Here is a 23,679-nt window from a genome sequence, read left to right as displayed (position 1 = left end):
ACGAGACTGGAGAGACAAACCGATGCACCTGGCCTATGTGATGACCGAAGAACGCGGCGCCACCGACCGTCTGCTGAGCGAGCTGGCCGAAAAATTGCAGGCCAAGGGCATCCGCCTGGCCGGCATCGTGCAGACCAATGTGGAATGCTACGACAAGGAGCTTTGCGACATGGATGTGCGGGTGCTGCCCGCAGGAGAAACCATCCGCATTTCGCAGTCCCTGGGCGCCGGTGCGCGCGGCTGCCGCCTGAACCCCGAGGCGCTGGAACAGGCCGTGGGGCAGGTCTCTGCATCGCTTCAATCGGACCCGGCGCCGCAGCTGCTGATCGTCAACAAATTCGGCAAGCACGAGGCCGACGGGCGCGGTATGCGCCCCATCATCGGCGAGGCGCTGGCCCTGGGCATCCCGGTGATTTCGGGCGTCAACAAGATGAATGTGGAGCCGTTCCAGGCTTTCGCTGACGGTATGGCCGTGGCCGCTGGCCCGGATCTGGATGCGCTTGCCGCCTGGGCGGAACAGGCCGTGGCCGAGACTGCCTGAACAGGAGATAGTCTTTAGAAAACAAAAGAAAGGCCCGCAAAGTTCACGCGGGCTTTTTGCGGTGCTGAACAGCGCGCGGCCTATTCAGCCTTGCTGCTGAACCACCATTGTCTATCTGCAAAAGAGAGAAAATGGTGGGCGACCCTGGAATCGAACCAGGCGTGCGTCTCCGCGAGGGAGTTACAGTCCCCTGCCACACCTTGCGGCCTGTCGCCCACTGTCAGTTGCGTGTTGCACCTGACGTGGGGGCGTGATTACTAGCAGGCCAAACGGGCGTCAACAGCAAAATCGCAAGTTTTTCAGACAGTCCGCAAATTCTTTCTGCCGGAGAGCAAAATGACCAGGAAACCCAAATGGGTCGTTGAAAAAGAACAGGCCAAACGGGCCGCCGCAGCCGAAACCGTCTGGCTGTTCGGGCTGCATGCGGTGCGCGATGCGCTGCTCAATCCGAAGCGGGAAAAACTGCGCCTGATGGTGACCCTGAATGCGCAAGCCAAGCTGGCCGATGCCATCGAGGCCTCGGGTGTCGAGGCCGAAGTCATTGACCCCCGCAAGTTCAATCCGCCAATCGACCCCCAGTCGGTGCATCAGGGCGCGGCGCTGGAGGTGAAGCCGCTGAACTGGGGCGGGCTGGCAGAGAACTGCATCGGTGCCGAGGCACCGCGGGTGCTGCTTTTGGACCGGGTGACCGACCCGCATAACGTCGGTGCCATCCTGCGCTCGGCCGAAGTGCTGGGCGCCAGCGCGGTGATCGGCACCCGTCACCACTCGGCGCCTGAAACCGGTGCGCTGGCCAAAACCGCCAGTGGTGCGCTGGAACGCCAGCCTTACCTGCGGATGCGCAACCTAGCCGACACCATCACCGAACTGCAGCAGATGGGCTTCATCGTGCTGGCGCTGGACGGCGAGGCGGAAGAGACCATCGAGACGGCGCTGGAGGGCAAGAAGCATCTTCCGGTGGCACTGGTGCTGGGCGCCGAAGGCCCGGGCCTGCGCCAGAAGACCAAGGAAACCGCCGACAAGCTGGTCAAGATCGATGCGGCAGGCGGATTTGGCTCGCTCAATGTCTCCAATGCCGCGGCCATTGCGCTTTACGCCTCCATCGCCCGCTGAACCGGTCAGCCCGCCGTCACAGGCTGATCACATCTGCGTATGTTCCCTTTGCAAGGCAGCGGGGGTCGGGCAAAGTCGGCGGGCTGCTGTAAGAAAAGAACGGAGAAACCTGTGATCCTGCGCCTGGTGCTGACGGCTGCTGCGGTGATGTTCCTGTCCCTGCCGGGCTTGGCACGGGCGGAGACGGCTGTGTTCTCCTCCCGCGGCGGCGTTGCAATCGGCGGCTTTGATCCCGTGGCCTTTTTTGTGGATGGCGTGGCCGAACAGGGGCGCCGCACCCATGCGGTGATGTGGAAGGGCGTTGTCTGGCGGTTTGCCTCCGCCCGGAACCAGGCCCGGTTCGAGGCCAACCCCCGTGCCTATGCACCGGCCTTTGGCGGCTATTGCGCCTATGCGATGTCGCAAGGCCAGCTGCATGACGGAAACCCGCAGATCTGGGCGATCGTGGACGGTGAGCTGTTTTTGATGAACAACCGCCGGGTGCACCGCCTGTGGCAGGCCGATACCGTGCAGATGATTGCGGACGGGCGCACGCATTGGCCGGTGATTCTCAGGAAATAGCGCGTCACCTCACAAAATCGAGAGGGGGGCTTTTATTTTTCTGACTGTGGCCCATATTCAATACAGACTGCGGAGTGGAACCACCGCAGATCTTTTTCACTGTCCCTCGTTCCATACCTTGCGCCCGGTTCGTCCGGGCGCATTTTTATTTGCGGGACCCGATGCCCTGAGCCGAATCCGGCTTTGCTGCGGCAGTTGCCGGGGCTAGGGTGCGCAGCATGACTGATTACAGTGACGAGCATCTGAAAGCCGTGCTGCAGCGCACCAAGGTGGTGGCTGTGGTGGGCGTCTCAATGAATTCGGTGCGCCCCAGCTATTACGTGGCGCGCTATCTGGGCCTCAAAGGCTACCGGGTGATCCCGGTGAACCCGGGCCATGCCGGCAAGATGCTGTTTGGCGAAAGGGTGCGTGCCAGTCTGACGGAAATCGATGCGCCGGTGGACATGGTCGATATCTTTCGCCGTTCCGAGGCGGTGCCGCCGATCGTGGAGGAAGCGCTGGAAGCCTTCCCCAAGCTGCAGACCATCTGGATGCAGATCGGGGTGGAGCACGCCGATGCCGCCGCCAAGGCCGAGGCGCACGGTATCACGGTGATCCAGAACCGCTGCCCCAAGATCGAATATCAGCGCCTGTTTGGAGAACTGCGCATGGGCGGCTTTGCCACCGGGATCATTTCCTCGAAACTGTGACGCCCGTGGCTGTTCGGGGCGCTCCCGCCCGCTGCTGACGCCCTGAAGGGCGTCCTGCGCGGTTGGGCCGGGCGCCGCTGCGCGGCGCAAAAGAACTTGCTGAGAAGCCCTGACGGGCAAGTCTGCCCGTCAGGGCCTGGCCAACTGTAATATTGAGAGCGCGTCAAGGGCAAGCCGCGCTGAGGCGCGGAGGCGGCGCCTCCCTTGACCCGCGGTTCTGGGTGCGGGCTTGGAGTCAGACCTCGGGGCGGCTGGCTTTCTCGGCAATGCCGCTGAGGCCCTGGCGTTCAGCCAGCACCTGCAGCACGTCGTCCAGCGCAACATCGCGGGAGGCCAGCATCACCAGGAAATGATAAAGCACATCGGCGCCTTCGGAGGCGAGCCCTGCCTTGTCATCCTTCACCGCCTCGATGATCGCCTCGATGGCTTCCTCGCCAAATTTCTCGGCGCATTTTTCCGGTCCCTTGGCCAGCAGCTTGGCGGTCCAGCTGGTGTCCGGGTCGGCGCCTTTGCGGGCCAGGATGGTGCTTTCAAGATCGTGCAGCAGGCTCATCGCAGGCCTCCTCAGTTCAGCCGCATCGGGATGCCGGCGGCGGCCATGTGTTCTTTGGCCTCCTGCACGGTGTATTCGCCGAAGTGGAAGATCGAGGCCGCCAGCACCGCCGAGGCGCCGCCCTTAGTCACACCCTCTACCAGGTGGTCCAGGGTGCCGACGCCGCCCGACGCAATCACCGGCACGTCCACCGCATCGGAAATCGCCCGGGTCAGCGGGAGGTTGAAGCCCGATTTGGTGCCGTCCCGGTCCATCGAGGTGAGCAGGATCTCGCCCGCGCCCTTGGCTGTCACAGTCCGTGCGAATTCGACCGCGTCGATGCCGGTGGGCTTGCGGCCGCCATGGGTGAAGATCTCCCAGCGGCCCGGCGCCACTGTCTTGGCGTCAATGGCGCAGACGATGCACTGGCTGCCGAACTGGTCTGCCGCTTCGGCAATCACATCCGGGTTGGCCACCGCGGCCGAGTTGAACGAGACCTTGTCAGCGCCTGCCAGCAAGAGTGCCCGCACGTCGTCCTTGGTCCGTACCCCGCCGCCCACGGTCAGCGGCACAAAGCACTGTTCAGCCGTGCGCTGCACCATGTCGAACATTGTGCCCCGGTTTTCATGGGTCGCGTGAATGTCCAGAAAGCAGATCTCATCCGCACCCGCAGCGTCATAGGCTTTGGCGCATTCCACCGGATCGCCGGCATCGCGCAGGCCGACAAAGTTGACACCCTTGACCACGCGGCCGTCGGCGACGTCGAGACAGGGGATGATACGGGTCTTCAGCATGCTGCTCTGCCTTTCAAGCTGCTTGGCCCTGTGGGTACGCAAACCGCATGAAAAGCGCAACAGATATGGCGGCCCATGGGCGTTTTGGCTCAATGCAGCAGCCATGGTACGCTGCGAGGGGATTTTCGTGAAGAATGGAGTGTTTGCCATGTCCTGTACCGCCGGTTTCCGCCTGTTCCCAGCCGTGTTGTGCGGGGCCGCCCTGGCCGCGGCGCCGGGTGCTGCCGGTGAAATGATGGACGCGGAGGCGCTGCTGGCCACCATCCCCGGTGCGACGCTGACCGGCATTTCAAATGAAGACTTTCAGACCCGCTGGGTGCAGACCTACGACGCCGGCGGGCGTTCCGGTACCGGCCATGGGCGGTTCGGGGCGCGGGAATATGTCTCGCATTGGTCTATCCGGCACGATCTGTGGTGCGAGAACTGGGGTAGCCGCGCGGGGTGCTGGCGGCTGGAACGCATCGATGCGGTGACAATCCAGCCCTATCACGGGGACACCAAGCTGCCGAATGTCTGGCAGATCGTGCAGCCCGCAGCGGCGGAGTAGAGGCTGAGGCTCAGCTCGCGCTAAAATTTTTTCTGCGCCGCCGGTAGGCAAAATCCGTTCCGGCAAAGAGCACAATCGCTGGCAGCACTGCGGTGACAAGATAGATAAATCCGAAGAACATCAGAAAAAATGCGTAGTTGCCTATGCGATTGGAGATCAGGGAGCAGTAAGGCCCGTGTTTCAGTCCTCCGGTGCAGCCCCCGAACGTATAGATGATCCAGGAACAGCAATAGAGGATCAGAAGAAGGAGGATCCAGGATCCGCCGTAGCCGGTCCAGCGGTTGGCAAATGGCGGGAGCACTGTTTGGCTTGGCAATCTGAACGCCGTGTCGTGCAATGCAAAGAGGAAGCAGAAAAGCATAGGCAGAGTTGCAAGGATGAAATGCGCGGTCAGCATCAAGTCCATCAGCAAACGTTCTCCAAATTCAGCGTCAACTAAGCGTCTTGAAACATAAGCCTGCTGGCAGAACGCGCAAGACAGGCGTTCCCGGCCCTCGAGTGCTGATATGCGCAGGCAAGTTGTTCCTGCACTGCGCAAGGGGCGCAAAGGACACCGGCCCCGCAAACTCCCGCCGATGCCGGAAACGTGACTTGATCGCAGCGCCCGGCTGGCTTGATTTCACCCCATAGTCTGACGATTTGGAGTTTTCGAGATGAAACCAACCTTTCTTTTCGCAGGAGCCATCGCCCTCATGTCCGCATTGCCCGCCGCCGCCGAGCTGATCAAGGTCCCCAGTCAGAAACCGGTCGCTGAGACCATGGACGCGCTGCAAGCTGCTGTAGAAGGGGCCGGTGCCACCGTCTTTGCCCGGGTTGACCATGCCGCCGGCGCGCAGAAGGTTGAATTGGAACTGGGCGGTTCGCAGCTGTTGATCTTTGGCAACCCCAAGCTGGGCACCCCGGCGATGCAGGCGGACCCGCGCGCTGGCCTCTATTTGCCGCTCAAGGTGCTGGCTTACGAGGATGCCGATGGCCAGGTCTGGCTGACTTACGAGGATCCGGCAGAGATGCTCTCGGGCCTGGAGGTGCCGGCAGACGCCGGGTTCCTCGCCAAGATGCAAGGCGCCCTGGGCAAGCTGACCGCGGCGGCAGCAAGGTAAGCGCTTTGCGGTGAGGGGCAGGGGGCGCTGCCCCCTCTGGGCCTTTGGCCCATTCACCCCCGGAGTATTTTGACCAGAAAGAAGCCTAGGCTTTGAGAGTGGCCAGCGCCTCGGCCAGGTCGATGGCGCCGTCATAGAGCGCGCGGCCGGAAATGGCGCCGTTAAGGGTTGCGCCGCAAGATTTCAGCGCCGTGAGATCGTCCAGCGAGGAGACGCCGCCGGAGGCGATCACAGGGATGCTGACCGCATTGGCCAGCTCCGCGGTGGCCTCGACATTCGGGCCTTTCATCGCACCGTCGCGCAGGATGTCGGTGTAGATGATGGCGGCGACGCCTGCGTCCTCAAAGCTCTTGGCGAGGTCGGTGACCATGACATCGGTTTCCTCGGCCCAGCCTTTGGTCGCGACCTTGCCGTTGCGCGCATCAATGCCGACGGCCACCTTGCCAGGGAATTCTTTTGCCGCTTCGCGCACCAGGTCCGGGTTTTCGACCGCCACGGTGCCAAGGATCACCCGCGCCAGCCCCTTGTCGATCCAGCGCGCGATGGTGGCCATGTCGCGGATGCCGCCGCCCAGCTGCGCGGGCACCTTGGTCTGTTTCAGAATCTCCTCGACCGGCGCGGCATTGACCGGCTCGCCGGCAAAGGCGCCATTGAGGTCGACCAGATGCAGCCACTCGCATCCCGCTTCGACAAACTCCAGCGCCTGGGCGGCGGGGTTGTCGTTGAACACGGTGGTCTTGTCCATCTCGCCATGCAGCAGGCGCACGGCCTGGCCGTCTTTGAGGTCAATCGCGGGGTAGAGGATCATCCGGGCGGTCCTTCGTGAAATCAAGCAGGCGGTGTTTCGCAAGGTCTTTTGCACAACGCGGGGGCAGATTGCAACGCGACCCGAAGTCAACCTTGCCTCAAGGCGCGCATCAGGGACAGGCTGCCTGAAAAACAGGGAGGAAGCGGAATGAAACACCTGATGGCGGGCGCGGCTGTTGCGCTGGGGGTCGCGGGCGCCGCGGCTGCGGACCCGGCGGCTGGCCTGTGGCAAACCGAAGCCGGCAATACCGGCGGCTATCTGCATGTGGCGCTCAGCCCCTGCGGCGCAAATCTTTGCGGTATTATTCAGGCCGCCTACAGCGCCGGCGGTGCCGAACAGGCAGGCTATGCGCACAAGGGCAAGCGGATGATCTGGGACATGGCCAGCGCGGGCGGCGGCAGCTATTCCGGCGGCAAGATCTGGGCGCCGGATTCCGGCAAGACCTATGCGTCGAAAATGTCCCTCAGCGGCAATGCGCTGACGGTGAAGGGCTGCGTCGCGGGCGGGCTGATCTGCCGCGGTCAGACCTGGTCGCGGGTCAAATAGGCTTAGAACAGCCCCAGCTGCACCGGGATCGGCGCATAGCCGCGTTTCAGCTGCCGGTCCCGGAAGCGCTCAAAGATCGCCACTGCCTCGCCATGGGCGGCGAAATAGCTGCGCTTCTGCACGCCCCCCGGGGCGTTCAGCGGTCCGGTCGACCGTTCCACGCACCAATCCCCGAACAGCGTCGGGGTCAGGCTCAGCAGGCAATAGCGGTGCTTGCCTTCGGCGTGGTCGTATTTCTCGAAGCGGATGTGCAAATGGGGGACCCCGGGGCGCGAAAAGGTCCGCCCCATATGCATGGAAGCGGACCACTTGTCCATCGCCGGACGCAGCCGGTTTTACCGGCTGGCGGCGGTGTTACACGTCGCCGGTGTATTCGCCGCGCGCCGGGTAGTTGTTGGGAATGGCAAAGTCCAGCGCCGCCACCAGCTCGGCAAAATGCGGGCGCACAAACGGCATGGTCTGCACCGCACCGTAATAGAGCGTCTGCTCCGGCGTTACCAGGAACAGCCCCGGCTCGGAGAACAGCGCGGGCTCTTCGATGCCGATCGAGGTTTTGCCGCGCGAGGTGGAGATATAAAGCCCCCATTCCTTGGCCACGGTGAGCGGCAGATCATAGCCGAACCGCAGGTCCTTGGCCTCGATTTTTTCCGCCATGGCGCGGGTGCGCTCCTCGCCGTCCGAGCTGATGGCGATGCAATTGACGCCGCGCTCGGCAAAGGCTGCGACTTTCTTTTCGAACTCTTTCAGGTAGGTGGCGCAGAGCGGGCAGTGCAGGCCGCGGTAGAAACAGACCACAGTCCCGCGCTCCGTCTGTTCCGACGACAGGTCGAACCGGCCGTGGTTCAGGGTCGGCAGTGTCAGGTCCGGTGTTTTCTGGCGGGGGATCAGCATGGGGGTGCTCCATAAGAGTGGGGTGAATGGTGGTGCTTGCCTAGAGGTATTGCGCAGTTTACTGTCTCATAAATCCGAAAAATCTGATGGAAACACCGAAACCATGGATCGCCTCACAACTTTGATGGACCGCTTTCAGCTCGCCGTGCAGGCTGCCGGGCCCGGAGAGGCCAATTTGATCGCCCTTGCAGACGCCGCAGGAGAGCCGGTCCGGATCCTCTATTGCACCCGCGGGCTGCCGCCCCGGCCGGCATCCGGGGCCGTTTTGTGGGCGGCGCGGGTAGAATGGTCGGGGCAAAGCAACCCGTTCCTGGCGGCGCTGCCCGCAGTTGTGGATTACGAAGTCTCCGGCAATGCTGAGGCGCAGGGGCTGGTGCGGCTGATGCAGGAGGAAGCGGAGGGCAAACATTGCGGCGCGCAATCGGTGATCAACCGGCTGGGCGAGGTGCTGATGGTGCGCCTCCTGCGCAACCAGATCCAGAAGGGCACGACGGAACCCGGGCTGCTGGCGGGCCTTGCCGACCCGCGCCTCAGCCGCGCCATCGTGGCAATGCATGACCATCCGGGCAGGCTGTGGACCAATGCCGACCTGGCGCAGGCGGCGGGGCTCTCGCTGTCGCGTTTTGCCGAACTCTTTGCTGCGCAAGTGGGCGAAACCCCGATGGGCTACCTGCGCCGCTGGCGGCTGATCCTGGCGCATCAGGATTTGCTGCGCGGCGACCGGGTGGAGGCGGTGGCGCGCCGCTATGCCTATGGTTCCCCTGAAGGCTTCACCCGCGCTTTCCGCAAGGCCTATGGCGTTGCTCCGGTGTCCCTGCGGACCGCCGCAGCCTAGGCACGCCCCAGGCTTCTTCTTTGCTTAAATACTCAAAGCCGAAGGCAACGGCGCGTCAGCGCCGTGCAATCACGGCTTCCAGGTCAGGAAGTTGCCGATCATCCGCAGCCCGGTGGCCTGGCTTTTCTCCGGGTGGAACTGCATGCCGACCATGGTGTCCCGGCCGATCACCGCAGTGACGTCGCCGGCATAATCCACATGCGCCAGCCGCTCTGCCGGGTTGGCGGCGCGGAAATGGTAGGAATGCACGAAATACACATGGTCGCCGGTGCTGATGCCGTCAAACACCGGGTGCTCCGCCTCGATCACCAGATCATTCCAGCCCATATGCGGCACCTTCAGCGACGCATCCGCCGGGGTGATCTTCACCACATCGCCGCCGACCCACCCCAGGCCCGGGGTCTCTTCATATTCATGGCCCGCCGTGGCCATCAGTTGCATGCCGACGCAGATGCCCAGGAAGGGGCGGCCCTTCTGCTCCACCGCCTCGGCCATGGCGTCATAGATGCCCTTGTGGCCGCGCAGCTCTGTCGCGCAGGCCGGAAAGGCGCCGTCGCCGGGCAGCACCAGCCGGTCGGCCCGCGCCACCACATCCGCGTCAGAGGTCACCACAACCTCACCCGCATCCATCTCCCGCGCCATGCGCTGAAAAGCTTTTTCGGCGGAGTGCAGATTGCCGGATTCATAGTCGATGATGGCGGTCAGCATGCTCACAGCGCCCCTTTGGTCGAGGGAATTGCATCTGCCTTGCGGGGGTCGGTTTCCACCGCCAGCCGCAGCGCACGCGCCACCGCCTTGAAGGCCGCCTCGGCAATATGGTGGCTGTTGAACCCATGCAGCTGATCGATATGCAGGGTGATGCCGCCATGGGTGCTGAGGGCCTGAAAGAACTCCCGCACCAGCTCGGTGTCGAAGGCGCCGATCTTCTGGGTGGGCAGTTCCACATTCCAGATCAGGAAGGGGCGCGCCGACAGGTCCAGCGCGCAGCGCACCTGCGCGTCATCCATCGGCAGGTGGCACTCGCCATAGCGGCGGATGCCCTTCTTGTCCCCCAGCGCCTGCACCAGCGCCTGACCCAGTGCGATGCCGGTATCCTCCACCGTGTGGTGGTCGTCGATGTGGTAGTCGCCCTTGGCGCGGATGGTCATGTCGATCAGCGAATGGCGCGCCAGCTGGTCCAGCATGTGGTCGAAAAAGCCGACGCCGGTCTGGTTGTCGTAAACCCCGGTGCCGTCGAGGTTGATCTCGACCGAGATATCGGTTTCCGCGGTTTTGCGGGTTACGCTGGCTGTACGCATCTGCGGTCTGTCCTTCGTCATGCTGCGTGGCGCTTATAGGGCGGGCAGGGGGCGCGGCTCAAGTGCGCCATTGTGCAATGGCGGCAATCTGTTGCAGCAATCCCGGACTTTGCGCCCCGCGGCAGCGCGTGCGAGCTTGGGTGCAAATTCCCATTCAGCCACAAGGGGCACCCATGTCCACCTGCGTCTTTGTCCAGATCCGCTGCAAGCCCGGCACCACCTACAAGGTGGCCGAAGAGATTGCCCTGCGCGAGATCCACTCCGAACTTTACTCGACCAGCGGCAATTTCGACCTGCTGATGAAGCTCTACATCCCCACCGGCGAAGATGTCGGCAAATACATCAACGAGCAGCTCTTGCCGATTGATGGCATCGAACGCTCGCTGACCACGATGACTTTCAAGGTCTTCTGAAGGACCAAAAACCAAGCCCCCCGCGGCGGTAAATGCCGCGAGGGGCTTTGAGGGTCCCCGGTCCCCATCGGAACTCATGACCGGAACAGGCGCACGGTCAGCGTTTCAGCAGGGAGAGATTCGCTGCAAAGCCTTCACAGGTTCAAAAGCAGAACCTGGCGGCGGTGTGTCTTGCGGAAGAGCCGGCAATGCCGGAACGGCGCGTCATTGTGAAAATCTCGGTCTGAAACAAACTGCGCCCAGTGTAGCGGATTTTGGCCGGAATTTCAGAAAAATCTGCCATCCTGCTTGCAATCGCCTTTAGTGCTTTGGTTTCAGCCGCTTAAAGGTCAACGCCCCGGCGGAACCGGGGCGTTTCACGGAAACTTGTTTGCTTCAGGCGGCCACCAGACCCTTGTCCTTGAGGTCCGCATAGGCGGCGTCGATGGCCGCCTTCATCCGTGACAGCATGTCGTCCACCTCATCCTTGGTGATGATGATCGGCGGGCACAGCGCCACCGCATTGCCGGCCACCGCCCGGATGATCAGGCCGTTTGCCTCGCAAGCTTTCTGCGCCGTTGCGCCGGCGATGCCCTTGTCGAAGCTGGCACCGGTGGTCTTGTTCGACACCAGCTCCAGCGCCGCAATCAGGCCTTTGCCGCGCACTTCGCCGACCAGCGGGTGATCGGTGAAAATCTCCCGCAACTGCGCCTGCATGTGCGCGCCCACTTCCGCGGCATGCTCAAACAGGTTGTCGCGCTCGTAGATCTCCAGCGTTTTCAGCGCCGCTGCACAGGCCGCCGGATGGCCTGAGTAGGTGTAGCCGTGGCCGAACACGCCGACCTCGTTGGTCTGGTCGATCATCGCCTCATACATGTACCCCGGAATGACGGAAGCGGAGATCGGGAAATAGGCCGAGCTCAGTTGCTTGGCGAATGTCATAAGGTCCGGCTTGATGCCCATGGTGGTGCAGCCGAAGTCCGCGCCGGTACGGCCAAAGCCGCAAATCACCTCATCGGCCCAGACCAGGATGCCATGCTTGCGCAGCAGCGCCTGCAGCTTCTCGTAATAGCCCTCCGGCGGCACGATCACACCGGACGCGCCGGTGATCGGTTCGACAATCATCGCGGCGATGGTATCGGGGTCCTCCGCCAGAATCTGCTGTTCCAGATTGTTGATGATCCGGTCGACAAATTGCTCCTCAGTCTCATTGCCCTGACGCGCGGTGTAATAGTGCGGCGAATCCGAACGCAGGATCGACAGCGCCTCCAGCGGTGCATCGAAATGCGCGAGGTTGGCGGGCAGGGAGGTCAGCGAGCCTGCCGCCACCGTCACCCCGTGATAGCCGCGCTCGCGGGTGATGATCTTGCGCTTCTCCGGCTTGCCGATGGCGTTGAAGTAATAGCGCAGCATTTTGTAGTGGGTGTCGTTGGCGTCCGAGCCGGAGTTGCCAAAAAAGATATAGGCATCCTCTACCGGCACCATCGCCTTCAGCTTGTCGGCCAATGCCATGATCGGCTCATGGGTCTTGCCGCCGAAAGTGTGCGAGAACGGCAGCCTGTGCAGCTGCTCAGTGATCGCATCCATCACCTCGGTATTGCTATAGCCCAGCGAGGTGCACCACAGGCCCGCCAGCCCTTCGATGTATTTGTTGCCGTCGGTGTCATAGACATAGATGCCTTCGCCGCGGTCCAGGCACAGCTGCTCGGTCGCGGTGAAATTGGTGGTGGGATAGATGACTGGGGCCATGGCCAAACTCCTTGCGCGAACCGCCCCTCAAATGACCTAAGGGGCGCCTTTTCCGGTAGCATTGGCCGGCTTTGCATCGCAGGTCAAAAGGAATTTGATCAAATTAGATTGGGGAAGCTGAAAAAGCGAAAAGCCGCCCCGGAGGGCGGCTTTTTCGGTTTCGAATGGAGCGGGCGATGAGATTCGAACTCACAACCCTTACCTTGGCAAGGTAATGCTCTACCCCTGAGCTACGCCCGCGCTGCCATCCGGTGAGGCGGTGAATAGGAAATCCGGGGCTGCACCGCAAGCGGAAAATGACAGGAAGGTAAAGAAAATGCCGAGGGTCCGGAGGCGGTCCGGCGGCGGCCTGAAAACTAAAAAGCCGCCCCAAAGGGCGGCCTTTTCGGTTTCGAATGGAGCGGGCGATGAGATTCGAACTCACAACCCTTACCTTGGCAAGGTAATGCTCTACCCCTGAGCTACGCCCGCGCTGCCATTCGATGAGCCGGTATGTAGGGCTTTCCCCGAAGGCCTGCAAGCGGAAAAATGAAAGCCCGCTCAAGTATCTGTGGATAAACCTAATTTTGCTTGCTCAGGAAGGTGCGCAGCCGCGCCTCCAGCGCCTCCGCATCCTTGGTCTCGCATTCCCAGACGGTCAGCACCTGCCACCCTGCACCTTCCAGCGCGGCCAGATGCTCGGCGTCGCGTTCCACATTGCGCAGCAGCTTGGGTTCCCAATAGTCCCGTCGCGAGGCGGGGATGCGCCCGTCGCGGCAGTCGTGCAGATGCCAGAAGCAGCCATGCACAAAGATCACCTTGCGCCGCGGCCCGAACACCAGGTCCGGCTTGCCGGGCAGGTCCTTGCGGTGCAGCCGGTAGCGGTAGCCCATTCCATGCACCATCCGCCGCACCAGCATTTCCGGCTTGGTATGCTTGGCGCGGATCTTGGCCATATTGGCGCTGCGCTGTTCAGGTGTCAGGCTGTCGGCCATTCCACGTGATGCCTGGATTGTTCCACCATGCGGGCATGGTAGCTGCTTTCAATCCGGCAGGAAATGAAGGCGCTGGCCGGGCAGGGCGGCAGCTCCAGTGCCTTGATCAGCTGGGCATCCTTCTGGCCCTCCAGCAGCACGATCCGCTCGCGCGCCAGAATGTCCCGGGTGCCATGGCCGCCGTCGGCGCGGATCCGGCGCATGAAGTCCTTCTGCTGGGCCACCGCCTCCACCACGTCGCGCGGCACCGGGCGGCCCTGGATCAGCCGGAACAGCCGCGCCATCCTCTCGTTGCCGGTCTCTCCCGCAAAGATCTGCTCCACCGCGGCCTCATCCGCCGTGCGCCAGAAATTGGCGGGGTAGGGCTGGTCTTTCAGCAGCCACAGGATATGCCGGAACCCCTCGGCGGAGATACTGCGCTTGGCATCCTTGTTCTGGCCGTGTGTCAGGTATTCGGGCCGTGCGATGATCAGGCCGAGGTAGCAGCGCGCCCGGACCTCATCGGCGGCGACCAGCAGGCAGGCGCAGTCAATCGCCTCGGTCGGGATCATCCAGTTGGTGCCCATGGTGTGTTTGATGTCGACATCCTGGCCCAGGATTTCGGTATCCAACCGCCCCTTGCGGAGTTTCAAGAGCGCCCGCAGCTCAATCTCGACCCTTGTGCCGATATAGGTCTTCTCGGTCTTCTCCAATTCCTCATAAGCACGCCGGCCGGTCTTGGGTGTCATGATCACATCGTCGATGCACTGGCGCAGCATCTGCGGCACATCGTATTCCAGCGCCAAGGCGCCGCCCGCACGGGTGGTGATCTCCTCTACCAGCGGGAACAGGAGGCCGAAGTCGGGATGGCCCGGCAGGACCAGGCTGTCTGGGAGCTTTTGTTTCATAGAGAGGAACTTCGTTGGATGTCCCGCCCGGCCGACAGGCCGGGCAGCGCCCAACCGCCCCCACGGGCGGGCGCTACGCTTCCGCCCGCGGTTGCGCGCTGCCCTCCGTGTGTCATGGAAGGGGGTGTTGACAGGGGGGAGGCTTTACGCCCGCACAGCATGCAGGTTCGGCTTGGCAATCGCTGCCTTCAGCTCCCGCGCCACCGCCTCTGCCACCGGCGGCGGGAAGGCGTTGCCGACCTGGCGGTAAGCATTGGTCTTGGCGCCGGTGAAATGCCACTCATCCGGAAAGCCCTGAATACGCGCCACCATCCGCACCGTCAGCCGCGGCATGTCGTTGTGGAACGGGTCCGGTGCCTCATTCGCGATGGTGCGCCCCTCGACCCCCAGCGCCGCCCAGGCGCGCCGCGCCCGGGTCGGGCCCAGATCCGGCCCGCCATGTTTCTTGGAGCCGCCAACGATGGTCGGAGCAATTTCATCTGCCTTGGCGGCCCAATCCTCCGCCCCGCGCCAGCCGCGCTCCTTCATCAGATCGATCAGCGTGGCGCCAACAGTCGGCGGGTTATGCGGCAGCGGCTCGGGCCAGTTGAACTGCCCGGCGAATTCCTTGCGCAGAGCGACAATCGCCACCCGCGGCCGCAGCTGCGGCACGCCAAAGTCAGAGGCATTCAGCAGCCGCCAGTCGGTCTCGTACCCCAGTTTCGCCAGCTGCTTCTTAAGTTTTTCCCGGTAGTCGGAGAACACCGCATCCAGAAACCCGCGCACGTTTTCGATCATCACCGCGCGGGGGCGGGTGGCATCAACGATCCCGATCGCGTCGTCGAACAGGTTGCGCTCGTCCTTCTCGCCCAGTTGCTTGCCGGCCACCGAAAACGGCGGGCAGGGCAGGCCGCCTGCCAGCAGGTCGATGCCTTTGTAATCGCCCGCAACCTCCTTGAACTTGCGCACGTCCTCTTCCAGCACGTTCCACTGGGGGCGGTTGTGGCGCAGGGTGGCACAGCAATGCTTGTCGATCTCCACCAGCGCCGTGTGGTCAAAGCCTGCCTTTTCCAGCCCAAGGGCCTGGCCGCCCGCACCTGCGCATAGTTCTACCGATGTCAGCATTCTGCTCTGCCCGTCCGTTCGCGTTCTTGCTCTGTTCCTAAGCGGTAAGGTGATTCCGCACAAGGATTTCCGCCCCGGCCAGACTATGCGTAAATGCTGAAAAGCGAAAGGCCGCCCCGAGGGACGGCCTGTTCGTTTTCCGATGGAGCGGGCGATGAGATTCGAACTCACAACCCTTACCTTGGCAAGGTAATGCTCTACCCCTGAGCTACGCCCGCGCTGCCATCCGGTGAGCGGTGGAATAGGGTCTCGGAGCGCAGGCTGCAAGCGGAAAATCATGCGATCGGCAAAAAATCTGTCAACGCCGCGACGGAATGTCCGGGCGGGGGCGTTTCATCCCCGAACAGCCGGATTTGCAATCAGAGGATTGGCGGGATGCAATTGAAAGACGGTGCCCGGATTGGCGGTCTCAGCGCGGCAATTGCCTTGGGGATGGCCCTGCAGGCCGCCCCGCAGCAGGGCGAGCGGACCGGCCGGATCGAAGACATCAAGCCGGTGCAGGTGGAAACCGCAAAACTGCCGCATGTGCCTGGGCGCCCGGTCTGAGGCTGCGCCGTTTTCTTGCAAAGAAAACGGCTCGGAAAACATGTGTTTTCCGGGACGGAGTTCGCGCCGAATTCCGTTTCCTCGCAGCCCGCGCCTATTTCGCTTCGATCTTCAGCTTCTTCATCGCTTTCAGCATCTCGGCATCGACCAGCTTCTGCAGCTTCTTGTCCTTCTCCACCGCCTTGGCCGCCATGTCGGTCAGCTGGCTCTCGCTCTCCTTGCCCGACGCCGCACTGATCACCGCGCCATAGCCCGCCTTCAGCATCTCGTCGCTGACCTTGTTGGACACTTCCGCCCACAGTTTCGCCTTCAGCGTATTGGGAATCTTGTTGTCCTTGGCCAGTTTGGCAAAGCGGTCGGGAAGGATCTTGCCTTGCAGCATGTCCTTGTTCTTATAGGCCCATTTCTTCTGGAACCCGCCCAGATTCTTGACCAGCCCGCCCAGCAGCGCCGAGTACAGCACGCTTTGAACCGCGTCGTTGAAATCCTTCTCGGTTGGCGCCTTGCCCGATTTGGCGATCTTGCCCACCACCTTGATGGCCTCGCCAATCGCCGATTTGATCACCTCCTGGCCGGAGCCCGCGATGTAGTTGGCGATGAATTTCTCCAGCTCCTTGGTTGCCATGAACGGCACCTTGGACGCGAGCCGCGGCGCCACCGCCTTGGCCATGTCATCGCAGAACCCCAGCGGGATCTTGCTGCCGATGCCGGCGGTCAGCCCGCCGATGGTGCCGTCGATCACGATAGACTGGACCGAGGACCACACCGTCACCTTCTGGCCGCTGGCGTGTTTGCCCAGCTCCTGGCTGGCGCTTTGCAGCACGCCGACGCCGGCGCCCGATACAACCGTGGCCGTTCCCACGCTCATGCCCGCGCCCGTGACCAGCACCGGCGTCGCCAGCGCCCCCACCACTGCAAAGCACACGGCTGAGCTGACCATCAGCACCGTGCCGGTGGTCTGAGCCGAGCCGGTGAATTCCTTCAAAAACCGCAACAGATCGTCGCTGAACGCATTGATCGCCTTCTCCGCTGCCGGCAGCGCCTCGTCGATCAGCTTCAGATCCTTCGACGACATCGCCCGCTCCAGCTTGCCCGCCGCGCTGATTGAGCGGGTCGCCAGCTTGTTGTCGGGCATCTTGACCGATCCCGCCTTGATGATGATCGCCTGCGCCACCGCGTTCAGCACCCCGTCCTTGATCATCGCGGTGTCGAGATAGCTCTGATAGGTTTCCAGGCAGGATTTCTGGTTCTTGATCAGCGACTTCATGTAGGGCGTCAGGTTCTTGATCACCTCCGCCTTCAGCTTGTCGTATTCCTTCTGGGTGACCAGGATCTTCTTGCCGCGGAAGGTCACCTCCAGCTTGGGCTCCTTGGCGGCTTTCTCCTCTGCCGCCACCTGCGCCTTGAACTTGGGCAGCAGCGCGGTGACGGTGCGGCCGCCCGGGTCCACCACCTGATCAGGACGTTTGAACCCGATCTTCTTCTGATAAGTCCCGATTGCCTTCAAAAGCCCCGCGTCAACCTTCTTGGAGGTGCCCAGCGGGCCGATCTTGTTGGCCTCCAGCATCCGGCGCACCAAGAGCACGTCGTCGCCGTTGTTCTTGACCGGTTTGCCTTCACTTTCACGCGGGGATTGCCCCACAGGGGCAGAGAGCTTGGGAACAGCCATCAGAAACCTCAAAACAAATCAACTGCTTTGAGTTTTGGAGCGCCGGGCCTGCAGGTCAAGTTTAAGGATAATAAAATGCTCCGGCAGGCCGGAAGCCGGCGCAGGCGCGGTTCAGCTTACCAGCCCGCCGGCAGGGGATGCTTCGACAGCAACTGTTCCATCTGTGCCCGGTTTTCCTCGTCCAAATGCGGCACCATCACCCGGGTGGTGAAATTGCCGTACAGCTCCGAGCCGGTAAACAGGCTCCAATCGCGCAGGTCTGTCCGGTCGAAATTCACAATATCGCCAAAGTGCTTGCCAGGGAGATCATTGGGTTCATTAGCCAGTCTGCCGGTCATCCCGCCATCTGCTGCAAGGGTAATTTGGTCCACCCAAATGTTCTCGTGACCATAGCTGGTTTTCAGCGCCACCTTGACCATGGCGCCGCCGGCCGCCTTGCCTTGGCTGTCGAGGACATGGGCAAAGAAGGAGTCCATAGAGCCCTGGGCCGAGGCGATAGCGGCATTCATTTCCGCATCGCTCGTTTCGAATTGAATGACCGGATCACCGGCTGCAGCAGCGGTCGCGCCAAGGGCCAGAGCGGCCGACAAAAGCAATGGCTTAATCATTTGAAACTCCCAAAAAGAAAAGCTGCGGCCAAAGGCTGGCCGCAGCTTGAACTTTAATGCTGATCCGCTGGCTTATTCCAGCTCGATCAGCAGGTCCTTGGCGTCGATCTGGCCGCCTGCGGTGACGTGGACGGCCTTGACCACCGCGTCGCGCTCGGCGTGGATGCCGGTTTCCATCTTCATCGCTTCGATGGTCAGCAGCATGTCGCCTTCATGCACCTGCTGGCCTGCCTGAACCGCCACGCTTGCCACCACACCCGGCATCGGCGCGCCGACGTGGTTTGCGTTGCCCGCTTCCGCCTTGGGGTTGGCTTGGGTCGAGGCCTTGACCAGGCGGTTCGGCACCCGGATCACGCGGGGCTGGCCGTTCAGCTCGAAGAAGACCTTCACTTCGCCCTTCTCGTCGGTCTCGCCCACCGCCTGCAGGCGGATTTCCAGGGTCTTGCCCGGGTCGATCTCAGCGGTGATCTCGTCACCCGGCTCCATGCCGTAGAAGAAGGTCTTGGTCGGCAAGCTGCGCACCGGGCCGTACTGGCGGTGACGGCCCATGTAATCCAGGAACACCTTCGGATACATCAGATAGCCGTTCAGATCCTCGTCATCGACGGCAAAGCCTTCCAGTTCTTTGCTGAGCTCCGCGCGCACCGCTTCCAGGTCGACCGGCTCCAGATGGGCGCCGGGGCGCTCGACATTCGGGGCTTCACCTTTCAGCACCTTGGAGACGATCCCTTCCGGGAAGCCGCCCGGAGGCTGGCCCAGGTTGCCGCGCATCATGTCGACAACCGAGTCCGGGAAGGCCACGTCGGTTTCCGGGTTTTCCACCTCATCGCGGGTCAGGCCCTGGCTGACCATCATCAGCGCCATGTCGCCAACCACTTTGGACGATGGCGTCACCTTGACGATATCGCCGAACATCTGGTTCACATCCGCATAGGTCTGCGCCACATCGGCCCATTTCTCTTCCAGACCTAGCGAGCGCGCCTGCGCCTTCAGGTTGGTGAACTGGCCGCCCGGCATCTCGTGCAGGTAAACCTCCGAAGCCGGGGCTGCGAGGCCCGATTCAAAGGCCGCATACTGGCCGCGCACCTGCTCCCAGTAGCCGGAGATCTCGCGCACCTTGGCGATGTCGATACCAGTGTCGCGGTCGGTGTTGCGCAGGCCCTCGACGATCGAGCCCAGGCAGGGCTGCGAGGTGCCGCCCGAGAAGGCGTCCATCGCCGCATCCACTGCGTCGACACCCGCATCCGCGGCGGCCAGGATGGTGGCGCCGGCAATGCCGGAGGTGTCATGGGTGTGGAAGTGGACCGGCAGGCCGACCTCTTCCTTCAGCGCCTTGATCAGCACCCGCGCTGAGGCCGGCTTCAGCAGGCCCGCCATGTCCTTCAGACCCAGGATATGGGCGCCAGCGGCCTCCATTTCCTTGGCCATGCCGACATAATATTTCAGGTCGTACTTGGAGCGGTTCGGATCCAGGATGTCGCCGGTATAGCAGACGGTGCCTTCGCAGACCTTGCCGCTCTCGACCACCGCATCCATGGCGACGCGCATGTTCTCGACCCAGTTCAGCGAGTTGAAGACGCGGAACACATCAACACCAGTCTCTGCCGCCTGGCGCACGAACTCCTGCACCACATTGTCCGGATAGTTGGTGTAGCCCACCCCGTTAGAGGCGCGCAGCAGCATCTGGGTCATCAGGTTCGGCATCCGCTCGCGCAGGTCGCGCAGGCGCTGCCAGGGGCATTCCTGCAGGAAGCGGTAGGCCACATCGAACGTCGCACCGCCCCAGCATTCAACCGAGAACAGCTGGTTCAGATGCTGGGCATAGGCCGGCGCCACCTTGATCATGTCGATCGAGCGCATCCGGGTGGCCAGCAGCGACTGGTGGCCGTCGCGCATGGTGGTGTCGGTCAGCAGCAGCTGGCGCTGCGCCTTCATCCAGTCGGCAACAGCCTGTGCGCCCTTCTGCTCCAGCAGATTGCGGGTGCCATAGGGCAGGTTGCCCGGCTCCGCGTGCGGCGCGCGCGGCTCTTTCAGGTCGGCAGCGGGGGCTGCGCGGCCTTCGGTCTCCGGATGGCCGTTCACGGTGATGTCGGCGATATAGGTCAGCACCTTGGTGCCGCGGTCGCGGCGTTTCTTGAAGCTGAACAGGTCCGGGGTCTCGTCGATGAATTTGGTAGTGTATTCATTCGACAGGAAGGTCGGGTGCTTCAGCAGGTTCTCAACGAACGCGATGTTGGTGCTGACACCGCGCACCCGGAATTCGCGCAGCGCGCGGTCCATGCGGGCAATCGCCTTCTCGGGCGTCGGCGCCCAGGCGGTCACTTTGGTCAGCAGCGAGTCATAATACCGGGTGATCACGCCGCCCGCATATGCGGTGCCGCCGTCCAGGCGGATGCCCATGCCGGTGGCCGAGCGGTAGGCAGTGATGCGGCCGTAATCCGGGATGAAGTTGTTCAGCGGATCCTCGGTGGTGACACGCGTCTGCAGCGCGTGGCCATTGAGGCGGATGTCGGCCTGGCTGGCTTTGCCGGTGGCTTCGGCAATCGGTTTGCCCTCGGCGATCAGGATCTGCGCCTGCACGATGTCGATGCCGGTGACCTCTTCGGTCACGGTATGCTCCACCTGCACCCGCGGGTTCACTTCGATGAAGTAGAACTTGCCCGATTCCATATCCATCAGGAATTCGACGGTGCCCGCGCATTCATAGTTCACATGCTGGCAGATCTTGCGGCCCAGGTCGCACAGCTCGGCCCGCTGCTCTTCGCTCAGATAGGGGGCAGGGGCGCGCTCAACCACTTTCTGGTTGCGGCGTTGAACCGAGCAGTCACGCTCCCACAGGTGATAGATCTCGCCGTGCTTGTCGCCCAGGATCTGCACCTCGACGTGGCGGGCACGGGTGATCATCTTTTCCAGATAACCCTCGCCGTTGCCAAAGGCGGCTTCCGCCTCGCGGCGGCCTTCCAGAACCTTCTCCTCAACCTCGTCTTCGCCCAGGATCGGGCGCATGCCGCGGCCGCCGCCGCCCCAGGAGGCTTTCAGCATCAAGGGGTAGCCGATTTCGGCGGCTTCCTTGCGGATCGCCTCCATGTCGTCGCCCAGCACCTCGGTGGCCGGGATCACCGGCACGCCGGCCGCAATCGCCACTTTCCGCGCCGAGGCCTTGTCGCCAAGCGCCCGCATGGTTTCCGCCTTGGGGCCGATGAAGGTGATGCCGTTGCGCGCGCAAGCATCGACAAAGTCCGGGTTTTCGGACAGCAGGCCGTAACCGGGGTGGATCGCATCGGCGCCGCTTTCCAATGCGACGCGGATGATTTCGTCGATCGACAGATAGGCCGCAACAGGCCCCATGCCTTCGCCGATCCGGTAGGCTTCATCCGCCTTGAACCGGTGCAGGCCGAGCTTGTCTTCCTCGGCATAGACGGCGACGGTGCGTTTGCCCATTTCGTTGGCAGCGCGCATCACGCGGATCGCAATCTCACCTCGGTTGGCAATCAGGATCTTTTTGAAGTCGGTCATTTCACCCTCGGGGTCCGTGCAAGTTGGTGCAGTGTTAGGCGGATAATAACGGCAGAGACAACCGTAGTTCTGGGTAGAACCGGCATGATTGCGCTCTCATGCGGCCTGTTTTCGGCTTTTTGTTACGGGTCCGGGCGGGATTTTCGGCCATCCGTAACGAAATTTTATTGCTTTGACTTCCGCCGCTTCCGGCCCCCGGGGCGCTTTGCCTGAACCGATGCGCGCGGGGCTATTCTTTTGCCATCAGGCCGTATGGCGCCCGCGCTGCTATCCTTAGGAACAGGCTGAAAGATGTCCGTTTGCCCGGCCGCCGCCCGGGGCAGTTGCAAAGGAGACCTTGAATGCACCGTATTATCTATGTGAGCCAGGCCGCCCGCCCCATGTCCAGCCCGGAGCTGGCCAGAATTGTCGAACGCGCCCAGGCCTCCAACCAGGCCGCAGACCTCACCGGAATCCTGGTGGGCCACAAGGGATGGTTCCTGCAGGTGATCGAGGGGCCAGCCCAGGCGCTGGCCGCCATTTTCCAGCGGATCCAGTCCGACAAGCGGCACGGCAATATCCGGGTTTTGGTCAGTGAACCGGCCGGCGCCCGCGCTTTCCCGGCCTGGCGGATGGCGTTTTCAGAGCCGCAAACCCTGCCGGAGCCGGCGCGCAAGCACGTGTTCTCGCTGCAGGACCTGATCCCGATCAACAGCCCCGACCGCGGGGATGAATCCACAGTGCGGCAGGTGGTGCGCGACTTTCTCGCGGCCTTCGACCGGCTTGAGCGGACTGCCTGAGCCTAGACGCTGCGCGGTGTCAGTTCGCGCAAGGCGGCCAGGTCCGCAGTGCCCAGCTGGCTCATGTTGGCCTGCATGTCCTTGGCCAGCATGCCGCACAGATGCGCCGGGCCGGCTGCGCCCAGGGCAGCCAGCGCATAATGGAAGGCGCGGCCCAGCATGATGAAATCCGCTCCCAGCGCCAGCGCCCGCAGAATATCCAGCCCGCCCTCGATGCCGCTGTCGAACACCAGCGGCAGGTCCGCCGCCGCGCGGATTTCCGGCAGCAGGTCAATTGCCGCCGGGCAGCCGTCGAACTGGCGGCCGCCATGGTTGGAGACCCAGATGGCATCCGCGCCGGTCTCCTGCAGCCTGCGGGCATCCTCTGCGCGCAGCACGCCTTTGACAATGAAGCGGCCCTCCCAGTTCCGGCGCAGCCACTCCACATAGGTCCAATCGGGCGAGGTGCGCAGCAGATAGCCGATGTGGGCGGTGGGCGGCAGGTTGGCCTGCGGCGCAGTCAGGTATTTGTCCAGCGTGCGCATCCGCGGCATTCCTTGCCGTGCCATCCCCAGCGCCCAGGCCGGGCGCCGGGCGATCTGCGCCAGCAGCCGCGGGGTCAGGCGCGGCGGCTGGGTGAGGCCGGACCGCGTTTGCCGCTCCCGGCGCGAGGCAGCCGGCACATCCACCGTCAGCACCAGTGTCCTGAACCCGGCATCCCGGGCCCGCGCCAGCAGATCGGCGCGCATCCCTTCGTCCTTGGGCGGGTACAGCTGGAACCAGGCGTCTTTGCCCAGGTGCGGTGCCAGGTCCTCGGGCGCCTGGCTGGCGACGGTCGAGAGGCAGAAGGGGATGCCTGCTGCGGCGGCACTGCGGGCCAGGATGGCTTCGGCATCCGGCCAGATCAGCCCGGACATGCCCACCGGCGCGATGCCGAAGGGCAGGGCGTGGCGGCTGCCCAGGAAGCTGCACGCCAGCTCAGGCGCCATCTCGCCATGCAGGACCGACGGCAGCAGGCCGATCCGGTCCAGGCCTGCGCGGTTGCGCGCCCGGGCCGCCTCCGCCCCGGTGCCGCTGTCCAGGTAATCCCAGACAAACTGCGGCAGCCGCGCCTTGGCGCGGCGTTTCAGATCGTCGAGACCGGGGTAGCGCTGATGCAGATCCATCCGCGCATTTGGGCGGGCAGGGCGGCAAATGTCCAGCCCCCGCGCAGTGTTAGCG

The 23,679-nt window shown here is 63.1% G+C and carries 28 protein-coding genes and 4 tRNA genes; 11 read left to right on the top strand and 21 right to left on the bottom strand.

Features of this window, described 5'->3' with window-relative positions; translation table 11 throughout:
* Nucleotides 1-22 precede the first annotated feature (22 nt).
* Nucleotides 23-541: a DUF2478 domain-containing protein gene (locus ACXAEH_RS08675; protein WP_475035549.1), complete on the top strand. Its 519-nt coding sequence runs from the start codon at nt 23-25 to the stop codon at nt 539-541.
* A 132-nt stretch (nt 542-673) separates the two neighbouring features.
* On the opposite strand, the gene ACXAEH_RS08670 is transcribed toward ACXAEH_RS08675, so the two are convergent.
* Nucleotides 674-757: transfer RNA gene (locus tag ACXAEH_RS08670), tRNA-Tyr, on the bottom strand.
* A 120-nt stretch (nt 758-877) separates the two neighbouring features.
* On the opposite strand from ACXAEH_RS08670, the gene rlmB reads away from it, so the two are divergent.
* The 3 genes from rlmB (at nt 878) to ACXAEH_RS08655 (ending at nt 2,904) form a co-directional block, all read left to right on the top strand.
* Nucleotides 878-1,654: a 23S rRNA (guanosine(2251)-2'-O)-methyltransferase RlmB gene (rlmB, locus tag ACXAEH_RS08665; RefSeq protein WP_475032055.1), complete on the top strand. Its 777-nt coding sequence runs from the start codon at nt 878-880 to the stop codon at nt 1,652-1,654.
* A gap of 111 nt (nt 1,655-1,765) precedes the next feature.
* Nucleotides 1,766-2,215 carry a YHS domain-containing (seleno)protein gene (locus ACXAEH_RS08660; RefSeq protein WP_475032054.1) on the top strand — a complete coding sequence of 150 codons (450 nt, stop codon included), beginning with the start codon at nt 1,766-1,768 and terminating at the stop codon, nt 2,213-2,215.
* A gap of 218 nt (nt 2,216-2,433) precedes the next feature.
* Nucleotides 2,434-2,904 carry a CoA-binding protein gene (locus ACXAEH_RS08655; protein ID WP_475032053.1) on the top strand — a complete coding sequence of 157 codons (471 nt, stop codon included), beginning with the start codon at nt 2,434-2,436 and terminating at the stop codon, nt 2,902-2,904.
* 235 nt (nt 2,905-3,139) lie between these two features.
* On the opposite strand, the gene ACXAEH_RS08650 is transcribed toward ACXAEH_RS08655, so the two are convergent.
* Together ACXAEH_RS08650 and hisF are read right to left on the bottom strand one after the other, a co-directional pair.
* Nucleotides 3,140-3,457, bottom strand: a complete 318-nt coding sequence (locus tag ACXAEH_RS08650) for a phosphoribosyl-ATP diphosphatase (protein WP_475032052.1) — start codon at nt 3,455-3,457, stop codon at nt 3,140-3,142.
* A gap of 11 nt (nt 3,458-3,468) precedes the next feature.
* Nucleotides 3,469-4,230: an imidazole glycerol phosphate synthase subunit HisF gene (hisF, locus tag ACXAEH_RS08645; RefSeq protein WP_475032051.1), complete on the bottom strand. Its 762-nt coding sequence runs from the start codon at nt 4,228-4,230 to the stop codon at nt 3,469-3,471.
* Nucleotides 4,231-4,378: 148 nt separating this feature from the next.
* On the opposite strand from hisF, the gene ACXAEH_RS08640 reads away from it, so the two are divergent.
* Nucleotides 4,379-4,777 carry a hypothetical protein gene (locus ACXAEH_RS08640; protein ID WP_475032050.1) on the top strand — a complete coding sequence of 133 codons (399 nt, stop codon included), beginning with the start codon at nt 4,379-4,381 and terminating at the stop codon, nt 4,775-4,777.
* 10 nt (nt 4,778-4,787) lie between these two features.
* On the opposite strand, the gene ACXAEH_RS08635 is transcribed toward ACXAEH_RS08640, so the two are convergent.
* Nucleotides 4,788-5,183 (bottom strand): hypothetical protein, encoded by a 396-nt coding sequence (locus tag ACXAEH_RS08635; RefSeq protein ID WP_475032049.1) that lies wholly within the window; start codon nt 5,181-5,183, stop codon nt 4,788-4,790.
* Between the two features lie 286 nt (nt 5,184-5,469).
* Here ACXAEH_RS08635 and ACXAEH_RS08630 point away from each other — a divergent pair, with 286 nt between their 5' ends.
* Nucleotides 5,470-5,877 carry a DUF302 domain-containing protein gene (locus ACXAEH_RS08630; protein WP_475032048.1) on the top strand — a complete coding sequence of 136 codons (408 nt, stop codon included), beginning with the start codon at nt 5,470-5,472 and terminating at the stop codon, nt 5,875-5,877.
* Nucleotides 5,878-5,962: 85 nt separating this feature from the next.
* Here the strand turns inward: ACXAEH_RS08630 and hisA are convergent, their stop codons facing one another.
* On the bottom strand, nt 5,963-6,685 hold the full coding sequence (hisA, locus tag ACXAEH_RS08625) for a 1-(5-phosphoribosyl)-5-[(5-phosphoribosylamino)methylideneamino]imidazole-4-carboxamide isomerase (RefSeq protein ID WP_475032047.1): 723 nt from the start codon (nt 6,683-6,685) through the stop codon (nt 5,963-5,965).
* 147 nt (nt 6,686-6,832) lie between these two features.
* Between hisA and ACXAEH_RS08620 the strand changes: the two genes are divergently transcribed.
* Nucleotides 6,833-7,231, top strand: a complete 399-nt coding sequence (locus ACXAEH_RS08620; RefSeq protein ID WP_475032046.1) for a DUF2147 domain-containing protein — start codon at nt 6,833-6,835, stop codon at nt 7,229-7,231.
* Between the two features lie 2 nt (nt 7,232-7,233).
* On the opposite strand, the gene ACXAEH_RS08615 is transcribed toward ACXAEH_RS08620, so the two are convergent.
* Nucleotides 7,234-7,485 (bottom strand): WGR domain-containing protein, encoded by a 252-nt coding sequence (locus ACXAEH_RS08615; RefSeq protein ID WP_475035547.1) that lies wholly within the window; start codon nt 7,483-7,485, stop codon nt 7,234-7,236.
* Between the two features lie 100 nt (nt 7,486-7,585).
* Complete coding sequence (locus ACXAEH_RS08610) at nt 7,586-8,122, bottom strand: peroxiredoxin-like family protein (RefSeq protein ID WP_475032045.1); 537 nt, start codon at nt 8,120-8,122, stop codon at nt 7,586-7,588.
* A gap of 103 nt (nt 8,123-8,225) precedes the next feature.
* Here ACXAEH_RS08610 and ACXAEH_RS08605 point away from each other — a divergent pair, with 103 nt between their 5' ends.
* The gene (locus ACXAEH_RS08605; protein ID WP_475032044.1) at nt 8,226-8,957 is read left to right on the top strand and encodes a helix-turn-helix transcriptional regulator; all 732 of its coding nucleotides are present in this window, start codon (nt 8,226-8,228) and stop codon (nt 8,955-8,957) included.
* Nucleotides 8,958-9,026: 69 nt separating this feature from the next.
* Here ACXAEH_RS08605 and hisH read toward each other — a convergent pair whose 3' ends face one another.
* Together hisH and hisB are read right to left on the bottom strand one after the other, a co-directional pair.
* Nucleotides 9,027-9,665, bottom strand: a complete 639-nt coding sequence (hisH, locus tag ACXAEH_RS08600) for an imidazole glycerol phosphate synthase subunit HisH (RefSeq protein WP_475032043.1) — start codon at nt 9,663-9,665, stop codon at nt 9,027-9,029.
* A 2-nt stretch (nt 9,666-9,667) separates the two neighbouring features.
* Complete coding sequence (hisB, locus tag ACXAEH_RS08595) at nt 9,668-10,255, bottom strand: imidazoleglycerol-phosphate dehydratase HisB (RefSeq protein ID WP_039134642.1); 588 nt, start codon at nt 10,253-10,255, stop codon at nt 9,668-9,670.
* A gap of 173 nt (nt 10,256-10,428) precedes the next feature.
* On the opposite strand from hisB, the gene ACXAEH_RS08590 reads away from it, so the two are divergent.
* Complete coding sequence (locus tag ACXAEH_RS08590) at nt 10,429-10,668, top strand: Lrp/AsnC family transcriptional regulator (RefSeq protein WP_039134640.1); 240 nt, start codon at nt 10,429-10,431, stop codon at nt 10,666-10,668.
* Between the two features lie 142 nt (nt 10,669-10,810).
* Here ACXAEH_RS08590 and ACXAEH_RS08585 read toward each other — a convergent pair whose 3' ends face one another.
* The 8 genes from ACXAEH_RS08585 to ACXAEH_RS08550 form a co-directional block, all read right to left on the bottom strand.
* Nucleotides 10,811-10,951, bottom strand: a complete 141-nt coding sequence (locus ACXAEH_RS08585; protein WP_475032042.1) for a hypothetical protein — start codon at nt 10,949-10,951, stop codon at nt 10,811-10,813.
* 92 nt (nt 10,952-11,043) lie between these two features.
* A complete protein-coding gene (locus ACXAEH_RS08580) occupies nt 11,044-12,396 on the bottom strand; it encodes an aminotransferase (protein ID WP_475032041.1) in 1,353 nt (450 codons plus the stop codon).
* Nucleotides 12,397-12,561: 165 nt separating this feature from the next.
* A tRNA-Gly gene (locus ACXAEH_RS08575) sits at nt 12,562-12,636 on the bottom strand.
* A gap of 156 nt (nt 12,637-12,792) precedes the next feature.
* Nucleotides 12,793-12,867: transfer RNA gene (locus ACXAEH_RS08570), tRNA-Gly, on the bottom strand.
* Nucleotides 12,868-12,956: 89 nt separating this feature from the next.
* On the bottom strand, nt 12,957-13,370 hold the full coding sequence (locus ACXAEH_RS08565) for a very short patch repair endonuclease (RefSeq protein ID WP_475032040.1): 414 nt from the start codon (nt 13,368-13,370) through the stop codon (nt 12,957-12,959).
* Nucleotides 13,355-14,257, bottom strand: a complete 903-nt coding sequence (locus tag ACXAEH_RS08560) for a NaeI family type II restriction endonuclease (RefSeq protein WP_475032039.1) — start codon at nt 14,255-14,257, stop codon at nt 13,355-13,357. The genes ACXAEH_RS08565 and ACXAEH_RS08560 overlap by 16 nt, the downstream gene beginning before the upstream one ends.
* A 144-nt stretch (nt 14,258-14,401) precedes the next feature.
* Complete coding sequence (locus ACXAEH_RS08555; protein WP_475032038.1) at nt 14,402-15,361, bottom strand: DNA cytosine methyltransferase; 960 nt, start codon at nt 15,359-15,361, stop codon at nt 14,402-14,404.
* 143 nt (nt 15,362-15,504) lie between these two features.
* Nucleotides 15,505-15,579 (bottom strand) — tRNA-Gly (locus ACXAEH_RS08550).
* A 157-nt stretch (nt 15,580-15,736) separates the two neighbouring features.
* Here ACXAEH_RS08550 and ACXAEH_RS08545 point away from each other — a divergent pair.
* Nucleotides 15,737-15,907 (top strand): hypothetical protein, encoded by a 171-nt coding sequence (locus tag ACXAEH_RS08545; RefSeq protein WP_475032037.1) that lies wholly within the window; start codon nt 15,737-15,739, stop codon nt 15,905-15,907.
* A 94-nt stretch (nt 15,908-16,001) separates the two neighbouring features.
* Here the strand turns inward: ACXAEH_RS08545 and ACXAEH_RS08540 are convergent, their stop codons facing one another.
* From ACXAEH_RS08540 to ACXAEH_RS08530, 3 genes are all read right to left on the bottom strand, one after another.
* Nucleotides 16,002-17,576 carry a hypothetical protein gene (locus ACXAEH_RS08540; protein WP_475032036.1) on the bottom strand — a complete coding sequence of 525 codons (1,575 nt, stop codon included), beginning with the start codon at nt 17,574-17,576 and terminating at the stop codon, nt 16,002-16,004.
* Nucleotides 17,577-17,692: 116 nt separating this feature from the next.
* A complete protein-coding gene (locus ACXAEH_RS08535; protein WP_475032035.1) occupies nt 17,693-18,184 on the bottom strand; it encodes a DUF2314 domain-containing protein in 492 nt (163 codons plus the stop codon).
* Between the two features lie 72 nt (nt 18,185-18,256).
* Nucleotides 18,257-21,700: a pyruvate carboxylase gene (locus tag ACXAEH_RS08530; protein ID WP_475032034.1), complete on the bottom strand. Its 3,444-nt coding sequence runs from the start codon at nt 21,698-21,700 to the stop codon at nt 18,257-18,259.
* 341 nt (nt 21,701-22,041) lie between these two features.
* Here ACXAEH_RS08530 and ACXAEH_RS08525 point away from each other — a divergent pair, with 341 nt between their 5' ends.
* Nucleotides 22,042-22,479, top strand: coding sequence for a BLUF domain-containing protein (locus ACXAEH_RS08525; protein WP_475032033.1), 438 nt, complete (start codon nt 22,042-22,044; stop codon nt 22,477-22,479).
* A 2-nt stretch (nt 22,480-22,481) separates the two neighbouring features.
* Here the strand turns inward: ACXAEH_RS08525 and ACXAEH_RS08520 are convergent, their stop codons facing one another.
* Nucleotides 22,482-23,624 (bottom strand): alpha-hydroxy acid oxidase, encoded by a 1,143-nt coding sequence (locus ACXAEH_RS08520; RefSeq protein WP_475032032.1) that lies wholly within the window; start codon nt 23,622-23,624, stop codon nt 22,482-22,484.
* Nucleotides 23,625-23,679: the final 55 nt, after the last annotated feature.

This window comes from Leisingera sp. ABM4_060 (assembly GCF_056158765.1).
The sequence above is the reverse complement of the archived record's forward strand: the minus strand, read 5'-3'. Positions and strand labels throughout refer to the sequence as shown.